Here is an 18,923-nt window from a genome sequence, read left to right on the forward strand (position 1 = left end):
TGCATGACGGCATATTCACGTTCGTCCCCTAAGCTTGGCGGATGCAAGCGACCTCCCCGGCGGCATCCCCCTCGCCCGCAGCGTCCAGCGTGTCGTTGGCGGCCCGTTTCCGCAGCGTACGCCAGCGCAGCAGCCTGCTCGCCGCGCCGCTGAGCGAGGAAGACGCGATGGTGCAGAGCATGGACGATGCCAGTCCGGCGAAATGGCATCTGGCGCATACCACCTGGTTCTTCGAACGCTTCGTGCTCGGCGCCGACGCCGGCTACCGGGCGATCGATCCGCAATGGGACTACCTGTTCAACAGCTACTACCAGAGCGTCGGCCCGATGCATGCGCGGCCGCGCCGCGGCGTGCTGTCGCGCCCGTCACTGTCGCAGGTGCGCGACTACCGCACCGAGGTCGAGGCGCGGGTGCTGGCGCGGCTGCAGGCCGGCGACCTGTCGGCGCAGACGCTGCAGGTGCTGGAACTGGGCCTGCACCACGAGCAGCAGCACCAGGAACTGCTGCTGACCGACATCAAGCATGCGTTCTGGAGCAACCCGCTGGCTCCGGCGTATCGCGACGATCTGGCCGTGGCACAGGCGCCGGCCACGGCGCTGCGCTGGATCCAGCGCGACGAGCAAGTGTGCGAGATCGGCGCGCCCGGCTGGCCGGCGCATGCCGCCTTCGCCTACGACAACGAATCGCCGCGGCACCGCGTGCTGGTGCCGGCGCATGCGCTGGCCAGCCGTCCAGTGAGCAATGCCGAATACGCCGCGTTCGTCGCCGACGGCGGCTACCGCAACGTCGCCCTGTGGCTCAGCGACGGCTGGGCGCGGCGCAGCGCCGACGATTGGCAGCGGCCGCTGTACTGGCACGCCGACGGCGCGCGCGAGTTCACCCTGGGCGGCTGGCGCGAGCGCGACCCGCATGCGCCGGTCTGCCACATCAGCCTGTTCGAAGCCGACGCCTATGCGCATTGGGCGGGCGCCCGCCTGCCGACGGAAGCCGAATGGGAGCAGGCCGCCACCGGCGTGGCCATCGCCGGCAACTTCGTCGACACCGACGCATTGCACCCGCACTCCGCAGCGCACGGCGAAGCCGGCCTGCAGCAGTTGTTCGGCGATGTCTGGGAATGGACCGGCAGCGCCTACCTGGCCTACCCCGGCTTCCGGCCGTGGTCGGGCGCGCTGGGCGAATACAACGGCAAATTCATGAACGCGCAATGGGTGTTGCGCGGCGGCAGCTGCGCCACGCCGCACGACCACATCCGCGCCAGCTACCGCAACTTCTTTCCCTCCGATGCGCGCTGGCAATTCGCCGGCGTGCGCCTGGCCAAGGACCCCGCATGAACGCCGCGACCGCCCGCGCCCTGACCGAAGCCGCGCTCACCGACCTGCACCCGCAGCCCGACGACATCGCTGCCGACGCGATCGCCGGCCTGTCGCGCAGCCCCAAGCAACTGCCGTCCAAGTATTTCTACGACGCCGAGGGGTCGCGCCTGTTCGAGGCGATCACCCGCCAGCCCGAGTACTACCTGACCCGCACCGAACTGGATCTGCTGGAAGCGCGGATGCCGTCGATCGCGCAGGCGGTGGGCAGCGGCGCGCACGTGGTGGAACTGGGCAGCGGCAGCGGGCGCAAGACCGAATTGCTGCTGGAAGGCCTGCGCGCGCCGGTGGCCTATACCCCGATCGAGATCTCGCGCGACATGCTGATGTCCAGCACCGCGCGCCTGGCCGAGCGCTTCCCGCGCATCCAGATGCTGCCGGTCTGCGCCGACTTCACCACCCCGGTGGCGCTGCCGGCGCCGCAGCGCAGCGCGCGCCGCACCCTGGTGTTCTTCCCCGGCTCCACGCTCGGCAACTTCACCCGCGACGACGGCATCCAGCTGCTGCGCTCGATGCGCGAGACCATGCGCCACGACGGCTGCGCGCTGATCGGCATCGACTTGATCAAGGACGTGTCGGTGCTGGAAGCGGCCTACAACGACGCGGCCGGGATCACCGCCGAGTTCACCTTGAATCTGCTGCGCCGCCTCAACCGCGAGATCGGCAGCGATTTCGACTTGGCGCAGTTCCGCCACCGCGCGGTGTATGCGCGCGAACGCCAGCGCATCGAGACCTTCCTGGTCAGCCAGCGCGCGCAGCAGGTGCACGTGGCCGGACACCGCTTCGATTTCGCCGCCGGCGAAGCCATGCAAGTCGAATACAGCCACAAATACAGCGACCACAGCTTCGGCGAGATGGCCGCGGCCGCCGGCCTGCGGGTCAGCCACGGCTGGAACGCGCAAGGCGATGCGTTCGGATTGCGGTTGCTGCAGGCGGTGTGAGGGGGGCCGGGACTCGGGACTCGCACAGCGGCGTTCGAGGCGTCGCAGGTTCCCGGCTGCGGACGCCTGCCGCGGCCCGCCCCTGTAGGAGCGGCTTCAGCCGCGACCGGCACCCAGGCATCCCGGGATTGCAACGAAGGCGCCGCGGCACCGCGGCATCGCCTCCCGCCTACGCCTGATACCCGTTGCTGATCGGATAACGCCGCTCGCGGCCGAACGCGCGCCGCGACACCTTCGGTCCCGGCGCGGCCTGGTGCCGCTTCCATTCGGTGATGCGCACCAGCCGCACCACCTGATCGACCACCTCCGCGGCATAGCCGGCAGCGACGATCTCGTCGCGCGATTCCTCCTGGTCGACATAGCGAGACAAGGCCGGGACTCGGGACTCGCACAGCGGCGTTCGAGGCGTCGCATGTTCCCGACTGCGGACGCCTGCCGCGGCCCGCCCCTGTAGGAGCGGCTTCAGCCGCGACCGGCACCCAGGCATCCCGGAATTGCAACGAAGGCACCGCGGCACCGCGGCATCGCCTCCCGCCTACGCCTGATACCCGTTGCTGATCGGATAACGCCGCTCGCGGCCGAACGCGCGCCGCGACACCTTCGGTCCCGGCGCGGCCTGGTGCCGCTTCCATTCGGTGATGCGCACCAGCCGCACCACCTGATCGACCACCTCCGCGGCATAGCCAGCGGCGACGATCTCGTCGCGCGATTCCTCCTGGTCGACATAGCGGTACAGGATGCCGTCGAGCACATCGTACGGCGGCAGCGAATCCTGGTCGGTCTGGTTGGCGCGCAGCTCCGCCGATGGCGGCCGCGCGATCACCGCCGGCGGGATCACCGGCGCACCGCCCACCGTGTTGCGCCATTTCGCCAGGCCGAACACTTCGGTCTTGTACAGGTCCTTCAGCGGCGCATAGCCGCCGCACATGTCGCCGTAGATGGTGGCGTAGCCGACGGCGTACTCGCTCTTGTTGCCGGTGGTCAGCAGCAGCCCGCCGAACTTGTTGGCCAGCGCCATCAGGATCACGCCGCGGCTGCGCGACTGCAGGTTCTCTTCGGTGACATCGGGCTGAGTGCCTGCGAACAACGGACCGAGGGCCTGCAGCAGGCCCTCGAACGCCGGCTCGATCGCCACCGTCTCCAGCTTCACCCCCAGCGCGCGGCACTGCTCATCGGCCAAGTCGTTGGACATCTCGGCGGTATAGCGCGACGGCAGCCGCACCGCGGTGACGTTATCCGCCCCCAGCGCGTCCACCGCCATCGCCAGCACCAGCGCCGAATCGATGCCGCCGGACAGGCCCAGCCACACCTTGGAAAAGCGGTTCTTGCCGCAGTAATCGCGCAGCCCGCGCACCACCGCGCGCCAGGCCAGCGCATCCATGCTCTCGTCGCCGTCGTCGATCCAGCGCAACGGCGTGAACGCACGCGTCTGCGTCGCGTAGTCCACCACCAGCCATTGGTCGGTGAACGCCGCCGCGGCCGGATGCACGCTGCCGTCGCCATCGGCGACCACCGAGGCGCCGTCGAACACCAGCGCATCCTGGCCGCCGACGACATTGAGATAGGCCAGCGCCGCACCGGTCTCGCGGGTGCGCTCGGCCAGCAGCGCATCGCGCTGCGCATGCTTGCCGCGCTCGTAGGGCGAGGCGTTGGGCACCAGCACCAGTTCGGCGCCGTTGCGCACGGTCTCGGCCAGCGGCTCGGGGAACCACAGGTCCTCGCAGATCACCAGACCGACCGGCGTGCCCTTGACCTCGAACACGCAGCTGCCGCCATCCGGATCCACATCGAAATAGCGGCGCTCGTCGAACACCGCGTAATTGGGCAGTTCGCGCTTGCGGTAGGTGGTTTCGATCTGCCCGCCGCGCAGCACGCTGGCCGCGTTGTAGACCACGCTGCCGGCGCTCTGCGGCCAGCCGACCACCGCCACGATGCCGTGCACGCGCACCGCGATGCGCTGCACCGCCAGTTCGCAATCGGCGAGGAAGCCGGGCCGCAGCAGCAGGTCTTCCGGCGGATAGCCGCTGACCGCCAGCTCCGGGAACAGCACGAGGTCGGCGCCGTATTCGTCGCGCGCCTCGTCGATCATCGCAATGATGCGATCGGTGTTCCGGGCCACGGCGCCGACCGGAAAATCGAACTGGGCCATGGCGATGCGAAGGGAAGAAGACATGGACGACCTTGCAGAAGCGGGAAGGGGAAGACGCGCCGGGCGCGCGAAGGCTCGCGGCCGCGGCAAGGCGCCAGCAGCAGCGGAGCCGGCACGTCCGCACGACGGCAAAGCGCAGTGTAGCGCCGCACAGCGTCGCGGCCGACGATCCGGCGCCCTACGCCACTGCGCCGCGTGCGGTGTGTGCAACGCAGGAACAGAGCCCTGCGGTTCGCGCACGCCGGTCGCCGATGGACCGCGCGTCGCCCCCGAAGAAAAACGGCCTGGGCCGCCGCTGGCCGAGGCGGATGGGAGCGTCGCCCATTTCTATTCGCCTTGCCGATCACGACTTCGTGTGCGGAAACATGCCAGTCACAGCGCTCATTAACATGTAAGCGAGCATTACGAATTCGCAATCATTTGCAGCAAAAAGCTTAAAGGAGACACGGACCATGAAAGTTTCGCAGGAAACGAGTTCGCGCCCACGGTCAATCGATCGCATGCAGGAGCAGACATCGCGTGATTCGTCAAGCGAATCAGCGGTGGATATCGCGCCTCACCAGCAGCCTCAGGCGATCGATCCGGCCCTTGCAGCGTTGCCTCGCGGTCCAGGAATGCGGCTGTCTGGCGGAGCTTCAACGTCGTCCGGGGCCGGGGCCTCTGTTCTCCAAGGGGAATCGTCCTCCGCAGCGCCGAGCAGCGTTCTCGGCAAGCGTTCCGCAGCGGATGTGGAGGATACAACAGCGGCAAGACCCCTCAAGAAAACCTCCAACAGGGAGGTGGCGCCCATTATGAGACTCTTGAGGTCCGGCGGTCATCGGATTGATGAGCAAAACAATATGGTTGGATATTTTGTTCGCCAGTCCCCAACGCAAATCGACCCTGAAATGCTTGCGCTGGAGTTGGACAATAGAAATCCCAGCAACACTCTTCCCGCGTTATCGCAAAGAGTGCCATCGAAAATATCCGATACAAATACATTTCCGACAAATGATTTTTCAAGAACGATCGATCGCTTGATACCCACCGGCGAATTCACTCGAGCGCACGATTCAGTGCGGGGAATTTCGCGCCCAAGGGCGTATCCGCTAACCCGCCATTTAGACGCGCCAGAGTATTGGAGTCGCCTGAAGAAGGTCGGAACTTATTTCGAACAAGTACGTCGAGCATATCCTGAATCCAGCCTCGATTCAGTTGAACTACCCGAGGGAGTAGTACTGGGTATCCCAGCAACCATACCAGGCACCGGTAACGTGGGACACGATCACTCGTATCACATACAAAGCCATGCCGCATATGCGAACCGGGCATCTCAAAAGCCTCATGGGAGCCCTGCCAGCATGGACCTCCCTACCAGCAAAGTGGAACTGTGGGAATTTTCGGTAGAAACTGAAGAGGAAAGCGTCCCCCTCCCAGAAATAAATGATTTGCAGGTTTGCTACCCGAATTCAGACGCCCCTCGACGAATTGGCGACATCGGGTCGGTAAAATTGGCTACGACGGTCGACTGCCATGAACTTGGCCCGAAATATCTATTATTTCGTGCGGCCTCCAGCGCAGCCGGTCGAAATCCACAGGCCAAACGACAACTCGTTGTCGTTGGCAAGGGCCATCAGGCAGATCCTTCATTTTCACTCGGTCAAAGGTCGAGGTTGACTGGCGACATAGATTTATCCGCGTTGCGAGTATCGTTTGATTCCGCCGATGGCGAAGTGTTGGGCATGCAAATTGGCGGCCCCTTCTTCTCCGTGCAAGACACCAGGCCGACATCGACGCATTATCGAAAAGACGGGCAAGAAAAGCATGCCATTGAAGTATTTAATAAAAACGACAACTTCCTGAATCCCTGGGATGTACTCAAGAAACATGCGGGGACTGCAACACCCGGAAAACTGAACAATGTCAAATTCGAGCACGAGTGCTCCGTTGACAAAGAAGTCAACGACAAAAGTTTAGCAAAAATCCTGCATGACAACAAAGAGTTGTCGGCTTGGCTGGCACATGATTCCGGGGCCGATGTGATCTATCTCAGAAAGTGGGCGAAGTCTTATGATCTGGATGACGACGCGGCTAGCCTGGGGCATTTGCTTGAATCACTACAGAATGCCGGACTGATCGATGACTATGATGAGATCCGGGTGTCCACAAGCAGAGCCCCGATCATTCCTGATAAACCCGTACAGGTGCGCGAAGCCTACGCAAATGCGCCGCGCGAGACAGAGCCGATCCGTACGGCCGAGCTCCCGACGGGCTCGCAAAACTATCTTGACCGGACGCTAAAGAATATGATGAAGGCCAAGGAAAAGATTGTAGACTTTATTCGAACTGACCCACCCTGACATCGCGTCAAGAATGGCGCGAAATGCCTTGAGTCGGCAAGAATGTCTCGGGAGAACCTTCGGCACTGGTGTTGTTTCCATCATGAAAGTCATGCAGCCCCGCCGTGAGCGCACTGATCAGGAAGACACTACTGTTGCATTTATTCACCTGGCCCCAACCCGAATAAAACCTGGAATACTTGGATTGATCGGGCGCGAAAATGTTCGACCCCCACAAGGAGTGGCGTGCCGCGCATCGCCTCATCCGTTACCGCGACTTCCAGCCCGCGCCCGACGCCGCCGGCGCCGCCACAGCGCCACCACAATCGCGAGCACCCCCAGCGCGACGATGCCCAGCGTCGCCATGCGTGCGGCCACGCCGTGCTGGAACACCACCTCCTTGCCCTCGCCGTCGAGCGTATAGGCGACCACGTCATCGCCCAGCGCCCCCATGCCCTCGCGGCCGCCGGCGGCGATCCCCACGTATTGCTTGCCGCCCACCGCATAGACCGAGGGCGTGGCCTGGCCGCCGGCCCGCCGGCAGCTTGGCGTCCCACAGGTCGTGATGCACCAATTGCTGCGCCCACACCCGGCGCCCGCTGTGCAGTTCCAGCGCCACCAGCGAATTGGCATCGCGGTTGTCGCCGATCGAGCTGCCTAGCTGGACCAGTCGCGCGGCGCCGCCGCGCAGATCCCGCCAGCGCCGAGCGCCAGTCCCGAACCGCATACCGCTGCCCGCCATCTGCTGCCCACCTGTGCCGCTCCCTGCCATCGTCAGAAGTGGCGGCGAGTATCGGAGGAAGCCCGCCGGCCTGTGGCGATGGAGGGACCGGAACGAACGCCGCAGTGATCGATGGCGGCCGCGCAGGGACGAATGGACTCCCGGACAAGCACTCGCTGCGGGCGGCGAACGCATTGCGGGATTTCAGCCGCGACGCGTAGCCTCTCAGGGACTGGCTTGGGAATCTGTCGGGACTGAAGTGCCTCCCACATGGCATCCAGCGCCAATCGCTACGCTGCTTCTTGTGCAAGCCGATGTCAGTGGCGACGCACTGTGCCGGCATCCACGCAGGCGCGCGCGTCCAACGGCGGCGCCACGAAAAAGGCCCCGCTTTTGCGGGGCCCGATTCGACGCTCGCTGGTGGCAACCATGGCCGCCAGCGCACGGCCCCCGCATGCGGCACGGACGCGCCGCACACCGGACCGCGCGTTGCCTACTTCACCAGCGAAGCGATCGCCGCGCCCAGGTCGCCCGGCGAACGGACGGTCTTGACGCCAGCGGCTTCCATCGCCGCGAACTTGCCGGCAGCGGTGCCCGAACCGCCCGAGGCGATCGCACCGGCATGGCCCATGCGCTTGCCCGGAGGGGCCGAGGCGCCGGCGATGAAGCCGACCACCGGCTTCTTGACGTGGGCCTTGATGTACTCGGCCCCGGCTTCCTCGGCGTCGCCGCCGATCTCGCCGACCATGATGATGCCCTGGGTCTGCGGGTCTTCGTTGAACAGCTTGAGGCAGTCGACGAAGTTCAGGCCGTTGATCGGATCGCCGCCGATGCCGATGACGGTGGACTGGCCCAGGCCGGCGGCGGTGGTCTGCTTCACGGCTTCATAGGTCAGCGTACCCGAACGCGACACGATGCCGATCTTGCCCGGCATGTGGATGTGGCCCGGCATGATGCCGATCTTGCACTCGCCCGGGGTGATCACGCCGGGGCAGTTCGGCCCGATCAGGGTCACGTCCGGGTGCGACTTCAGCACGTTCTTGACCCGCAACATGTCCAGCACGGGGATGCCTTCGGTGATGCAGACGATGACCTTGATGCCGGCCGAGGCCGCTTCCAGGATCGCGTCGGCCGCGAACGGCGGCGGCACGTAGATCACCGACGCATCGGCGCCGGTGGCGTCGACCGCTTCGCGCACGGTGTTGAACACCGGCAGGTCGATATGGGTGGTGCCGCCCTTGCCCGGGGTCACGCCGCCGACCACCTGGGTGCCGTACTCGACCATCTGGGTCGCGTGGAAAGTCCCCTGCTGGCCGGTAAAGCCCTGCACGATGACTTTCGTCTTCTTGTTGATCAAAACAGACATGAATTCTTCCTAGTCTCGTGGGTTCAGGCAGCGACGGCTGCGACGACCTTCTTGGCGCCATCGTTGATGTCGTCAGCCGGGGTGATGGCCAGGCCGGAGTCGGCCAGCAGCTTCTTGCCTGCCTCGACATTGGTGCCTTCCAGACGCACCACCACCGGCACCTTGACGTCCACTTCCTTGACCGCGGCGATGATGCCCTCGGCGATCATGTCGCAGCGGACGATGCCGCCGAAGATGTTGACGAAGATCGCCTTGACCTTGTCCGAGGACAGGATCAGCTTGAACGCCTCGGTCACGCGCTCCTTGGTGGCGCCGCCGCCGACGTCCAGGAAGTTGGCCGGCGCACCGCCGTTGAGCGCGATCACGTCCATGGTGGCCATGGCCAGGCCGGCGCCGTTGACCATGCAGCCGATGTTGCCGTCCATGGTCACGTAGTTCAGGTCGTACTCGCTGGCGCGCACTTCGGCCTCGTCTTCCTGGGTCTTGTCGCGCATGGCGGCCAGATCCTTGTGGCGGAAGGTGGCGTTGTCGTCGGAGTTGACCTTGCCGTCGAGCGCGTACAGGTCGCCGCTGTCCAGGATCGCCAGCGGGTTCAGTTCGACCAGCGCCAGGTCCTTTTCGTTGAACAGGGTGTACAGGCCGCCCATGATCTTGGCCAGCTGGTTGGCCTGCTTGGCGTTGAGGCCGAGCTTGAAGCCGATCTCGCGCGCCTGGTAGGGCTGCAGGCCTTCGACGAAGTTGACGTTGAGCGACTGGATCTTCTCGGGGGTCTCGGCGGCGACCTGCTCGATGTCCACACCGCCTTCCGACGAGGCGATGTAGGTGATCGACTGGGTACCGCGGTCCACCAGCACCGACAGGTACAGTTCCTTGGCGATCTCGCCGGCCTCGGTGACCAGCACCAGGCCGATCGGCAGGGCCACGCCAGCGGACTGATAGGTCTCCATCGAGGTGCCGAGCATCTTGGCCGCCGCGGCCTTGACGTCGTCGGTGGTCTTGCAGAACTTCACGCCGCCGGCCTTGCCGCGGCCGCCCGCGTGGATCTGGGCCTTGACCATCCAGGGGCCATTGCCCAGGGCATTGGCCGCTTCGACAGCTTCTTCGGGCGTGGACGCGACGCGTCCGGCCGGGACCGGGATGCCGTAGTCGGCAAACAGTTGTTTCGCCTGGTATTCGTGGAAATTCATGCGTCACCGTGGGAAGAGGAACGACCGTCGCGCAGCGATCCTGGCCCTTGGATGGGGGCCTGAACGGTGGGGACGGGCCGCATATTGTGGCCGACCCTGGGCGGCGGCGCAAAAGCCCCGGTCCGGCGCCCGCAAAATGGCGCCTCCGGAAGACGACAGCGCCCCGATCGCGCGCCCCTGCCATCGCATTCCACGACACGCCCCCTATACTCCCGCCGTCCATCGCCTGGCTGGAGTCCGGCTTGACCACAAGCGCCTCGCTCATCGATCGCATCGAGTCCATCCCGCGCCGCGAACTGTATTTCTTCGCGCTGTACCGGGTGCTGGTGGCCGGGCTGATCGCCGCGCTGGTGTTCAGCCCGTTGAGCGTGCTGGTCGGCGAGCCGCGGTTCCCGCAACTGGCGGTCGGGCTGGCCGGTGCCTACCTGCTGGTGGCGCTGCTGCTGCTGTTGTGGGGCCGCAACGAACGCCACCTGATCCCGATCGTGTTCTGCAGCGCGACCGCGGACATCGCGGCGGCCACCCTGGCCGCGCACGCGCTGCCGGCGGCCAGCGCCGGCATCGCGATGATGCTGCTGTTCAACGTCGCCGCCGCGGCGATGCTGCTGCCGCTGCGCTACGGCCTCGGCGTCGCCCTGAGCGCCACCGCGGCGACCCTGCTGGAATACCTGTGGACCTCGCTGGACGGCGGCGAGAGCACCCGCAGCCTGGCCGAACTGGCCATGTTCGCCACCAGCTACCTGGCGGTGGCCTACATCTGCTACCAGATCGGGCAGCGCGCGCGCAGCAGCCAACGGCTGGCCGACCGGCGCGGCGCCGAAGTGGCCAATCTCTACGAAATCAACGAGTTGATCATCCGCCGCATGCGCACCGGGGTGCTGGTGGTGGATGCGCAGAACCGCGTCACCCTGGCCAACGAGGCCGCCTCGGCCCTGCTCGGCGACGCCGACGGCAACAGCGCCAGCGGCCGCCTGGACCTGCTCAGCGCCGCGCCGGAACTGGGCAAGCGGCTGCAGCGCTGGCGCAACGGCTGGAACCAGGAAGAAACCCCGCTGCAGCTGTCGCCGGACCAGCCCGAGGTGCAGCCGCGCTTCGCCCGGCTGCTGATGGAAGGCGACCTGACCCTGGTGTTCCTGGACGATGCCACGGTGGTGTCGCGGCGCGCCGAATCCCTCACCCTGTCGGCGCTGGGCCGCTTCTCGGCCAGCCTGGCGCACGAGATCCGCAACCCCCTGGCCGCGATCAGCTACGCCTCGCAGCTGCTCGAGGAGTCGCCGGCGATCGGCGATACCGACCGCCGCCTGCTGCAGATCATCCACATGCAGTGCCAGCGCACCAACGGCATCGTCGAGAGCGTGCTGGGGCTGGCCCGGCGCGAGCGCTCCAATCCGGAGAACCTGGACCTGGGCGAGTTCGTGCGCCGCTTCGTGCTGGAATACCGGCAGACCCTGTCGATCGAGACCGACAGCCTGGAAGCCATCCTCGCCCCGCAGCCGGTGCACGCGCTGGTCGATCCCAAGCACCTGCACCAGATCCTCAGCGCGCTGGTGCACAACGCGCTCAAGTACGGCCGGGTGATGGAGGAACCGGCGCGGGTGCGGCTGCGCGTGGCGATGCAGGAACGCCATGCCATCGTCGATGTCATGGACCGCGGCCCCGGCATTCCCGAAGCGGTCGCCGCGCAGCTGTTCCGCCCGTTCTTCACCACCTCCGAACACGGCACCGGGCTGGGCCTGTATATCGCCCGCGAACTGTGCCGGGCCAACCAGGCACGCCTGGAATACGTCCCGGTGCCGGCCGGCGGCGCCTGCTTCCGCGTGGCCTTGCCCGGCCCGCACACCATGCTCTCGGGTTGAGACGCACGTCACCGAGCACCCTGCCGCGCCGATGATTTGGCGCTTCCCCCGCACCTGGGCTATCTTTTCCGCACATGAACGAAACCCGAAGCGCCCTGGTCGTCGACGACGAACGCGACATCCGCGAACTGCTGGTGCTGACCCTGGGCAGGATGGGGCTGCGCATCAGCACCGCCGCCAACCTCGCCGAAGCCCGCGAACTGCTGGCGAGCAATCCCTACGACCTGTGCATCACCGACATGCGCCTGCCCGACGGCAACGGCATCGAACTGGTCAGCGAGATCGCCCGCCACTACCCGCGCACGCCGGTGGCGATGATCACCGCCTTCGGCAGCATGGACCTGGCGGTGGAAGCGCTCAAGGCCGGCGCCTTCGACTTCGTCAGCAAGCCGGTGGACCTCCACGTGCTGCGCGGCCTGGTCAAGCATGCGCTGGAACTCAACAACAGCGAACGCGCCGCGCCGCCAGCGCCGCCGCCGGAACAGGCCAGCCGCCTGCTCGGCGTCTCGGCGGCGATGGACGTGCTGCGCGCCACCATCGCCAAGGTCGCGCGCAGCCAGGCGCCGGTCTACATCCTCGGCGAATCCGGCGTCGGCAAGGAGCTGGTCGCGCGCACCATCCATGAGCAGGGCGCGCGCGCGGCCGGGCCGTTCGTGCCGGTCAACTGCGGCGCGATCCCGGCCGAACTGATGGAAAGCGAATTCTTCGGCCACAAGAAAGGCAGCTTCACCGGCGCGCATGCCGACCAGGCCGGCCTGTTCCAGGCCGCACACGGCGGCACCCTGTTCCTGGACGAAGTGGCCGAGCTGCCGCTGGCGATGCAGGTCAAGCTGCTGCGCGCGATCCAGGAGAAATCGGTGCGCCCGGTCGGCGCCTCGACCGAAGTGCCCACCGACGTGCGCATCCTCTCGGCCACGCACAAGGACCTGGCCGACCTGGTCGCCGACGGCCGCTTCCGCCACGACCTGTACTACCGCATCAACGTGATCGAACTGCGCGTGCCGCCGCTGCGCGACCGCGGCGGCGACCTGCCGCAACTGGCCGCGGCGATCCTGGCACGGCTGGCCAAGAGCCATGGCCGGGCCACCCCGCTGCTGTCGCCGTCGGCGCTGGACGCGCTGAACCGCTACGCCTTCCCCGGCAACGTGCGCGAACTGGAGAACATCCTCGAGCGCGCCCTGGCAATGGCCGAAGACGCCCAGATCAGCGCCGCCGACCTGCACCTGCCGCAGCCCGGCAACAGCGCCCGCGCCGCGGCCGAAGCCGCGCCCGCGCTGCCGCCCGGCGTGGTCGACATCGACCCGACCTCCTCGGCCCTGCCCTCCTACATCGAGCAGCTCGAGCGCGCCGCGATCCAGAAGGCGCTGGAAGAGAACCGCTGGAACAAGACCCGCACCGCCGCCCAGCTCGGCATCACCTTCCGTGCGCTGCGCTACAAGCTGAAGAAGCTGGGGATGGAGTAGAAGCGCCAGAAATGGGGAATCGGGATTGAGATTCCCGCCCCTGAATTCGGCCCAAGTAAAAAATTCGGATCAAGGCCAGAACGAAGAGCCGCTGCTCCGCTCTTGCGCATCGCCAATGCCAAAGGCCGAATCCCGGCCCATTGCCCAGTCCGGTATAATGAGCAGGCACGGCACCGAAGGGAACAGCCATGAAAAAGCTCAAGCGCGAGACGCTCGTTCTGCACTACCACGCGACCCGCCGGGAAAATTTCGCCGCCAGCCAACGGCTGGAAGGCATCAAGACAACCGCCACGGCGATGGACAATCTTGCCCCCTTGCCCAGTAAGGACGCGCTGCGCAAGAAATACCTGGTGACCGCGCTGCGCGGATGAGCAGCAAGTACGCGGTTTCGGACGACCCTGCCTGCTACCCCGGCACCGGTGTTCTAAGAAACAAGCTGAACATCATCGACCCGGACACATTGCAAGCAGCCGAAGCAGCTTTTGCTGCCACTGCGCTCGAAACCATAGAGATCGACGCACCACCGTTCGATCTCGCGTACCTATGCAGCCTGCATCGCCAATTGTTCGACGAAGTCTATGAATGGGCAGGCACGCTCAGAACCGTGGACATCGCCAAGGACACGACAAGATTCTGCAACAGCGCCCGTATCGAACCTGAAACCAACCGCTTGCTGAGTGCGCTCGATGCAACCGATCTTGGCTCACTCTCCCGTCCCGAACAGATCCGCCTGATCGCCGAGTTCTACGGCGAATTGAACATGGTGCATCCATTCCGGGAAGGCAACGGACGCACCCAGCGCCTATTTTTCGAGCACTGGCTGCTGCTCAACGGACTAGCCGTTGCATGGCGACGCATCGACGCGACCCAATGGGTACAAGCCTGCATTGCAGCCGTCCGCTGCGATCATGTTCCGCTGCAGACGGTGTTCGACGCATGCATCGACCAGATCAATCCGCAAGAAGCCGATCCGGAATTTCGCTGACGCCCGCACTCAATCCTTGGTCACGCGATTGATCTCCGCCAGGCTGGTGATGCCGGCGCGTGCCTTGAGCAGCGCCGACTGGCGCAGATCCTTGACCCCGATCTTCTGCGCGGCCTGGGCGATGTCCATCGCGTTGCCGCCCTGCAGCACGATCGCCGCGATCTCGTCGTTCATCGGCATCACCTGGTAGATGCCGGTGCGGCCCTTGTAGCCCTCGGTGCACTCGTCGCAGCCCACCGCCTCGTACAGCTGGATGCCGGCGGCCACTTCCGCCTCGCTGAAGCCCTCGGCCAGCAGCGCATTGTGCGGCAGCTGGGTCGGGCGCTTGCAGTTGTTGCACAACCGCCGCGCCAGGCGCTGCGCGATCACCAGCGTCACCGAACTGGTGATGTTGTACGGCGCGATGCCCATGTTCATCAGCCGCGCGATGGTCTGCGGCGCATCGTTGGTGTGCAGCGTGGACAGCACCATGTGGCCGGTCTGCGCCGCCTTGATCGCGATCTCGGCGGTCTCCAGGTCGCGGATCTCGCCGACCATGATGATGTCCGGATCCTGGCGCAGGAACGAGCGCAGCGCCACGGCGAAGGTCATGCCGCGCTTGTTGTTCTGCTGCACCTGATTGACCCCGGGCAGGCGGATTTCCACCGGATCCTCGGCGGTGGAGATGTTGCGGGTCTCGTCGTTGAGGATGCCCAGCGCGGTGTACAGCGACACCGTCTTGCCCGAACCGGTCGGACCGGTCACCAGCACCATGCCGTAGGGCTTGTGGATCGCATCCAGAAAGAGTTTTTGCTGTTCCGGCTCGTAGCCGAGCTTGTCGATGCCCAGCTTGGCCGCGCTGCCATCGAGGATACGCAGCACGATCTTCTCGCCGAACAGCGTCGGCAGCGTGCTGACGCGGAAATCGATCTGCTTGCTCTTGGACAGGTTGAGCTTGATGCGCCCGTCCTGCGGCACGCGCTTCTCGGCGATGTCCAGCTGCGACATCACCTTGAGCCGCGCGGCAATGCGCTGGTTGAGCTTGACCGGCGCCCTGGCCACGCTCTTGAGCAGGCCGTCGATGCGCAGCCGCACCCGGTAATCGTCCTCGTACGGCTCGAAATGGATGTCCGAGGCGCCGCGGCGGATCGCATCGACCAGCATCTTGTTCACGAACTTGACCACGGGCGTATCGTCGCCCTTGGCATCGACGCCGGTATCGCCGCCGCTGCCCATGTCCTCGTCACCGGCACCGACCTCGAGCTTGCCCATGGCCTCGTCGTCGTCGCCCAACGCGTCGCCGATCGCATCGTTGCTCGCCTGCCACTGTTCCAGGGTGCGCCGGATCTGGTCCTCATCGACCAGGATCGGCTCGACCGTCAAATTGGTATGGAACTTGATATCGTCCAGCGCCCGGGTCTGGGTCGGATTGCTCATCCCGACGAACAGGCGGTTGCCGCGCTTAAACAGCGGCAGCACCTGGTGCTTGTGCAACAGCTCCTCGCTGACCAGCTTCATCGCGCTCTGGCTGGCATCGAACACCGACACGTCCAGCAACGGCATCCCGAACTCCAGCGCATTGGCGGCGGCCAGCTGCGCCGCGGTGACCAGCTTCTTGTCCGAGAACCACTGCGGCAGCGGGATTTTCGCCTCGGCGGCATGCGCCATCGCGGTCCGCGCAGCCGTTTCCTCGAGCGCGCCATCCTGAACCAGGCGGCGCGCGATGCCGGTGATGCCGACGAGATTGGCGGATGTCACAGCGTTCATATGGTCCCCTAGGCTACCCGGGCAAGAATAACGCATCGGTCGTTCCCGCACGTCCCGCGGGAATAGCAACCTGGGAGGCAGGTTCAACGTTCGATGCGCGCTCGGCCACAACCACGTGCAGTTGCTGCTGACGCCACCGGCACCTGGGCGGCTATCGGCTGCGATGCGGTGACTGGGGCAGCGCTATGTGCTGGTATTCAATCGCAAGCATGGGCGTACCGGCACCTTGTGGGAAGGACGCTTCAAGTCCTGCATCGTCGATTTGGAGCGCTACCTGCTGAGGGTTCATCGCTACATCGAACTCAATCCCGTCCGGGGCGCCATGACCACTGCGGCAGAGGATGACCAGTGGTCCAGCGCGCGTTTCAGCCTGGGAATCGCAGCCGACCCCACCCTTTCGCCGCATCCGGCCTATCTTGCACTCGGCGCCGACCCGGCAGGCCGAGCCACCAGCTATCGCCAGTGGCTGAATCAAGGCGTCACCGGCGACGAATTGCACGCCATTCGCCTGCCTCTTCAACGGGAACGCGCGCTCGGCCATCCGCGCTTTCAAGCCATGGTAGCGCGAACGCTGAATCGTCCGGTTCACGTCCAGCAGCCTGGGCGGCCGAGGAAATCGGAGCATGCTTGAACGGGAAGTTCAAGCGGATATTTCCTCTGGCCCCGTTATTTGGGAATTTCCTGGCTTGGTTATTCCAGGCCCCTTTATTTCCTTATCCAATAAAAAGCCCCGCCAACGCGGGGCTTTTTACAAACCTTAGCCCTGACAGGTAGCAGGTGCGTATTTAGGCTTGTCGGTCGCAGCGAGATCGGTTGAACATGCCCAAGTACCGTCGGCGGCGCGCGTCCAAATGATGCTCTTTCCCGCAACCTTAGGGCTTACATTCAATAAAGCACAATTAATAGAACCAGTTTCACCGGGGTTAGGAGTAGTGACGGTGCAACGATTTGAAGTCTTAAGGCCGATGAGGTCCGGTGTGATGGTCGAGGCTTTCCCTTCATTAACCATCACCTCGTATTGAGTTTTACCAGGGGTGATTTCCGAAAGACCAGCTGCTACCTGGGACTTGGCAACATAATTCTGGTATGCGGGCAGCGCAATGGCGGCCAGGATGGCAATGATCGCAATGACGATCATCAGTTCGATCAGGGTAAAGCCCTGCTGCTTCTTCATAGTGAATCCCCTAGAGATGGTGCGTAAGTTGGCAGACACTCGGCCCGCGGAGCTTGCTACCCCTCGAGCGCCGCGCGGCAGAGCGCCACGTGCGGGCGATGCAAGCAGGCCGCGTGCCAACTTCCCCACGCGCGCCCTCTGCTCCCCGGAGCGCATGATGCCTCATGGAATGCCCTCGGACAGGAGCAAAGAAGATATCTGCGACGAGCCTTCCCCTGTGCCGGAATAGGGCGCAAAGTGACGCCCAGCGTCACTTCGGCGGAATTTCGGCTCCCCGCCACCGGGGCACGGCCTTGGGCCAGGTCGCCCAGATGCCAGCCGCTGCCGAAACCGATACCATGCTCTCTATGTCCACCTGGGGATGGCTGGACGGGGAGCACACCTGATGTCCGCAACGCGCAGTGCAGTCAAAAAAGAGCCGGTCGCACGCAACACCAGCCAGCAAGTGTCGTTTGTCTGGGAGGGAACCGACAAGCGCGGCATCAAGATGAAGGGCGAGCAGACCGCCAAGAACGCCAACCTGCTGCGTGCGGAATTGCGCCGCCAGGGCATCACCCCGTCGGTGGTCAAGCCGAAACCCAAGCCCTTGTTCGGCGCCGCCGGCAGCAAGATCAGCGCGAAGGACATCGCCTTCTTCAGCCGCCAGATGGCGACCATGATGAAGTCGGGCGTCCCCATCGTGGGATCGCTGGAGATCATCGGCAGCGGGCACAAGAACCCGCGCATGAAGAAGATGGTGGGCCAGGTCCGCACCGACATCGAAGGCGGCTCGTCGCTCTATGAAGCGATCAGCAAGCATCCGGTCCAGTTCGATGAGCTCTACCGCAACCTGGTCAAGGCCGGCGAAGGCGCCGGCGTACTCGAAACCGTGCTGGAGACGGTAGCCACCTACAAGGAAAACACCGAGGCGCTGAAGGGCAAGATCAAGAAAGCCTTGTTCTATCCGGCCGCGGTCATGGCGGTGGCGCTGCTGGTCAGCTCGATCCTGCTGGTGTGGGTGGTCCCGCAATTCGAGGATGTCTTCAAAGGGTTTGGCGCGGAGTTACCCGCATTCACTCAGATGATCGTCGCCGCTTCACGCTTTATGGTGGCTTATTGGTTGCTCCTGCTGATCGTGCTGGTTGGCAGCATCGTCGGCTTCATCTTCGCCTACAAGCGCTCGCCGTCGATGCAGCACGGCATGGACCGGCTGATCCTGAAGGTGCCGATCATCGGCCAGATCATGCACAACAGCTCCGTGGCCCGCTTCTCGCGGACACTGGGCGTCACCTTCCGCGCCGGCGTCCCGTTGGTGGAGGCGCTGGACATCGTCGCCGGCGCCACCGGCAACAGCGTCTACGAGAAAGCCGTGCTGCGCATGCGCGACGACGTGTCGGTGGGCTACCCGGTCAACATGGCGATGAAGCAGACCAACCTGTTTCCGCACATGGTCATCCAGATGACCGCCATCGGCGAAGAAGCCGGCGCGCTGGATGCGATGCTGTTCAAGGTGGCCGAGTACTTCGAGCAGGAGGTGAACAATGCGGTCGATGCGTTGAGCAGCCTGCTGGAACCGTTGATCATGGTGTTCATCGGCACCATCGTCGGCGGCATGGTCATCGGCATGTACCTGCCCATCTTCAAGTTAGGCTCCGTCGTTGGATAAGC

Annotated in this window: 16 protein-coding genes and 1 pseudogene; 9 read left to right on the forward strand and 8 right to left on the reverse strand. The window is 65.0% G+C overall.

Translation table 11 applies throughout. The features are described from left to right. The first annotated feature begins 41 nt into the window (after nt 1-41). Both egtB and egtD read left to right on the forward strand, forming a co-directional pair. Entirely contained in the window at nt 42-1,331 is a 1,290-nt protein-coding gene (gene egtB / locus KHF85_RS14730) for an ergothioneine biosynthesis protein EgtB (RefSeq protein WP_284567229.1), read from the forward strand. Further along, nucleotides 1,328-2,311, forward strand: coding sequence for an L-histidine N(alpha)-methyltransferase (gene egtD, locus KHF85_RS14735; RefSeq protein WP_284567230.1), 984 nt, complete (start codon nt 1,328-1,330; stop codon nt 2,309-2,311). Before egtB ends, egtD begins: the two co-directional genes overlap by 4 nt. Before the next feature lie 169 nt (nt 2,312-2,480). Here the strand turns inward: egtD and KHF85_RS14740 are convergent. Both KHF85_RS14740 and KHF85_RS14745 read right to left on the reverse strand, forming a co-directional pair. After that, a pseudogene (locus KHF85_RS14740) lies at nt 2,481-2,681 on the reverse strand (NAD+ synthase); the annotation flags it as partial. A gap of 165 nt (nt 2,682-2,846) precedes the next feature. Then, nucleotides 2,847-4,484 (reverse strand): NAD+ synthase, encoded by a 1,638-nt coding sequence (locus KHF85_RS14745; protein ID WP_284567231.1) that lies wholly within the window; start codon nt 4,482-4,484, stop codon nt 2,847-2,849. A gap of 428 nt (nt 4,485-4,912) precedes the next feature. On the opposite strand from KHF85_RS14745, the gene KHF85_RS14750 reads away from it, so the two are divergent. Further along, complete coding sequence (locus tag KHF85_RS14750) at nt 4,913-6,799, forward strand: hypothetical protein (RefSeq protein WP_284567232.1); 1,887 nt, start codon at nt 4,913-4,915, stop codon at nt 6,797-6,799. Between the two features lie 240 nt (nt 6,800-7,039). On the opposite strand, the gene KHF85_RS14755 is transcribed toward KHF85_RS14750, so the two are convergent. From KHF85_RS14755 to sucC, 4 genes are all read right to left on the reverse strand, one after another. Continuing rightward, the gene (locus KHF85_RS14755; protein ID WP_284567233.1) at nt 7,040-7,279 is read right to left on the reverse strand and encodes a hypothetical protein; all 240 of its coding nucleotides are present in this window, start codon (nt 7,277-7,279) and stop codon (nt 7,040-7,042) included. Beyond that, nucleotides 7,212-7,694, reverse strand: a complete 483-nt coding sequence (locus KHF85_RS20730) for a hypothetical protein (RefSeq protein WP_458296507.1) — start codon at nt 7,692-7,694, stop codon at nt 7,212-7,214. Before KHF85_RS20730 ends, KHF85_RS14755 begins: the two co-directional genes overlap by 68 nt. 298 nt (nt 7,695-7,992) lie before the next feature. Then, nucleotides 7,993-8,865 (reverse strand): succinate--CoA ligase subunit alpha, encoded by an 873-nt coding sequence (gene sucD, locus KHF85_RS14760; RefSeq protein WP_009580520.1) that lies wholly within the window; start codon nt 8,863-8,865, stop codon nt 7,993-7,995. 23 nt (nt 8,866-8,888) lie between these two features. Further along, a complete protein-coding gene (gene sucC, locus KHF85_RS14765; RefSeq protein ID WP_053833739.1) occupies nt 8,889-10,052 on the reverse strand; it encodes an ADP-forming succinate--CoA ligase subunit beta in 1,164 nt (387 codons plus the stop codon). Nucleotides 10,053-10,294: 242 nt separating this feature from the next. Between sucC and KHF85_RS14770 the strand changes: the two genes are divergently transcribed. The 4 genes from KHF85_RS14770 (at nt 10,295) to KHF85_RS14785 (ending at nt 14,356) form a co-directional block, all read left to right on the forward strand. After that, the gene (locus KHF85_RS14770) at nt 10,295-11,908 is read left to right on the forward strand and encodes a sensor histidine kinase (RefSeq protein ID WP_284567234.1); all 1,614 of its coding nucleotides are present in this window, start codon (nt 10,295-10,297) and stop codon (nt 11,906-11,908) included. A 74-nt stretch (nt 11,909-11,982) separates the two neighbouring features. Then, nucleotides 11,983-13,371, forward strand: a complete 1,389-nt coding sequence (locus tag KHF85_RS14775; protein WP_284567235.1) for a sigma-54-dependent transcriptional regulator — start codon at nt 11,983-11,985, stop codon at nt 13,369-13,371. 188 nt (nt 13,372-13,559) lie between these two features. After that, entirely contained in the window at nt 13,560-13,742 is a 183-nt protein-coding gene (locus tag KHF85_RS14780) for a YhfG family protein (protein ID WP_003477093.1), read from the forward strand. Then, on the forward strand, nt 13,739-14,356 hold the full coding sequence (locus KHF85_RS14785) for a Fic/DOC family protein (RefSeq protein ID WP_284567236.1): 618 nt from the start codon (nt 13,739-13,741) through the stop codon (nt 14,354-14,356). The genes KHF85_RS14780 and KHF85_RS14785 overlap by 4 nt, the downstream gene beginning before the upstream one ends. A 9-nt stretch (nt 14,357-14,365) precedes the next feature. On the opposite strand, the gene pilB is transcribed toward KHF85_RS14785, so the two are convergent. Further along, entirely contained in the window at nt 14,366-16,102 is a 1,737-nt protein-coding gene (gene pilB, locus KHF85_RS14790; RefSeq protein WP_039005784.1) for a type IV-A pilus assembly ATPase PilB, read from the reverse strand. Nucleotides 16,103-16,289: 187 nt separating this feature from the next. Here pilB and KHF85_RS14795 point away from each other — a divergent pair, with 187 nt between their 5' ends. After that, a complete protein-coding gene (locus tag KHF85_RS14795; RefSeq protein WP_284567237.1) occupies nt 16,290-16,733 on the forward strand; it encodes a hypothetical protein in 444 nt (147 codons plus the stop codon). 126 nt (nt 16,734-16,859) lie between these two features. Here the strand turns inward: KHF85_RS14795 and KHF85_RS14800 are convergent, their stop codons facing one another. Next, entirely contained in the window at nt 16,860-17,276 is a 417-nt protein-coding gene (locus KHF85_RS14800) for a pilin (RefSeq protein WP_284567238.1), read from the reverse strand. A gap of 385 nt (nt 17,277-17,661) precedes the next feature. Here KHF85_RS14800 and KHF85_RS14805 point away from each other — a divergent pair, with 385 nt between their 5' ends. Next, on the forward strand, nt 17,662-18,921 hold the full coding sequence (locus KHF85_RS14805; protein ID WP_284567239.1) for a type II secretion system F family protein: 1,260 nt from the start codon (nt 17,662-17,664) through the stop codon (nt 18,919-18,921). Nucleotides 18,922-18,923 lie beyond the last annotated feature (2 nt).

Source organism: Xanthomonas graminis pv. graminis (genome assembly GCF_030168915.1).
Classification (GTDB): domain Bacteria; phylum Pseudomonadota; class Gammaproteobacteria; order Xanthomonadales; family Xanthomonadaceae; genus Xanthomonas_A; species Xanthomonas_A translucens.

What these genes read in the sequence shown, in the direction of transcription:
- egtB (WP_284567229.1), top strand. Translation starts at nt 42, where the DNA reads ATGCAAGCGACCTCCCCGGCGGCATCCCCCTCGCCCGCAGCGTCCAGC.
- egtD (WP_284567230.1), top strand. Translation starts at nt 1,328, where the DNA reads ATGAACGCCGCGACCGCCCGCGCCCTGACCGAAGCCGCGCTCACCGAC.
- KHF85_RS14745 (WP_284567231.1), bottom strand. Translation starts at nt 4,484, where the DNA reads ATGTCTTCTTCCCTTCGCATCGCCATGGCCCAGTTCGATTTTCCGGTC.
- KHF85_RS14750 (WP_284567232.1), top strand. Translation starts at nt 4,913, where the DNA reads ATGAAAGTTTCGCAGGAAACGAGTTCGCGCCCACGGTCAATCGATCGC.
- KHF85_RS20730 (WP_458296507.1), bottom strand. Translation starts at nt 7,694, where the DNA reads ATGCGTTCGCCGCCCGCAGCGAGTGCTTGTCCGGGAGTCCATTCGTCC.
- sucD (WP_009580520.1), bottom strand. Translation starts at nt 8,865, where the DNA reads ATGTCTGTTTTGATCAACAAGAAGACGAAAGTCATCGTGCAGGGCTTT.
- sucC (WP_053833739.1), bottom strand. Translation starts at nt 10,052, where the DNA reads ATGAATTTCCACGAATACCAGGCGAAACAACTGTTTGCCGACTACGGC.
- KHF85_RS14775 (WP_284567235.1), top strand. Translation starts at nt 11,983, where the DNA reads ATGAACGAAACCCGAAGCGCCCTGGTCGTCGACGACGAACGCGACATC.
- KHF85_RS14780 (WP_003477093.1), top strand. Translation starts at nt 13,560, where the DNA reads ATGAAAAAGCTCAAGCGCGAGACGCTCGTTCTGCACTACCACGCGACC.
- KHF85_RS14785 (WP_284567236.1), top strand. Translation starts at nt 13,739, where the DNA reads ATGAGCAGCAAGTACGCGGTTTCGGACGACCCTGCCTGCTACCCCGGC.
- pilB (WP_039005784.1), bottom strand. Translation starts at nt 16,102, where the DNA reads ATGAACGCTGTGACATCCGCCAATCTCGTCGGCATCACCGGCATCGCG.
- KHF85_RS14800 (WP_284567238.1), bottom strand. Translation starts at nt 17,276, where the DNA reads ATGAAGAAGCAGCAGGGCTTTACCCTGATCGAACTGATGATCGTCATT.
- KHF85_RS14805 (WP_284567239.1), top strand. Translation starts at nt 17,662, where the DNA reads ATGTCCGCAACGCGCAGTGCAGTCAAAAAAGAGCCGGTCGCACGCAAC.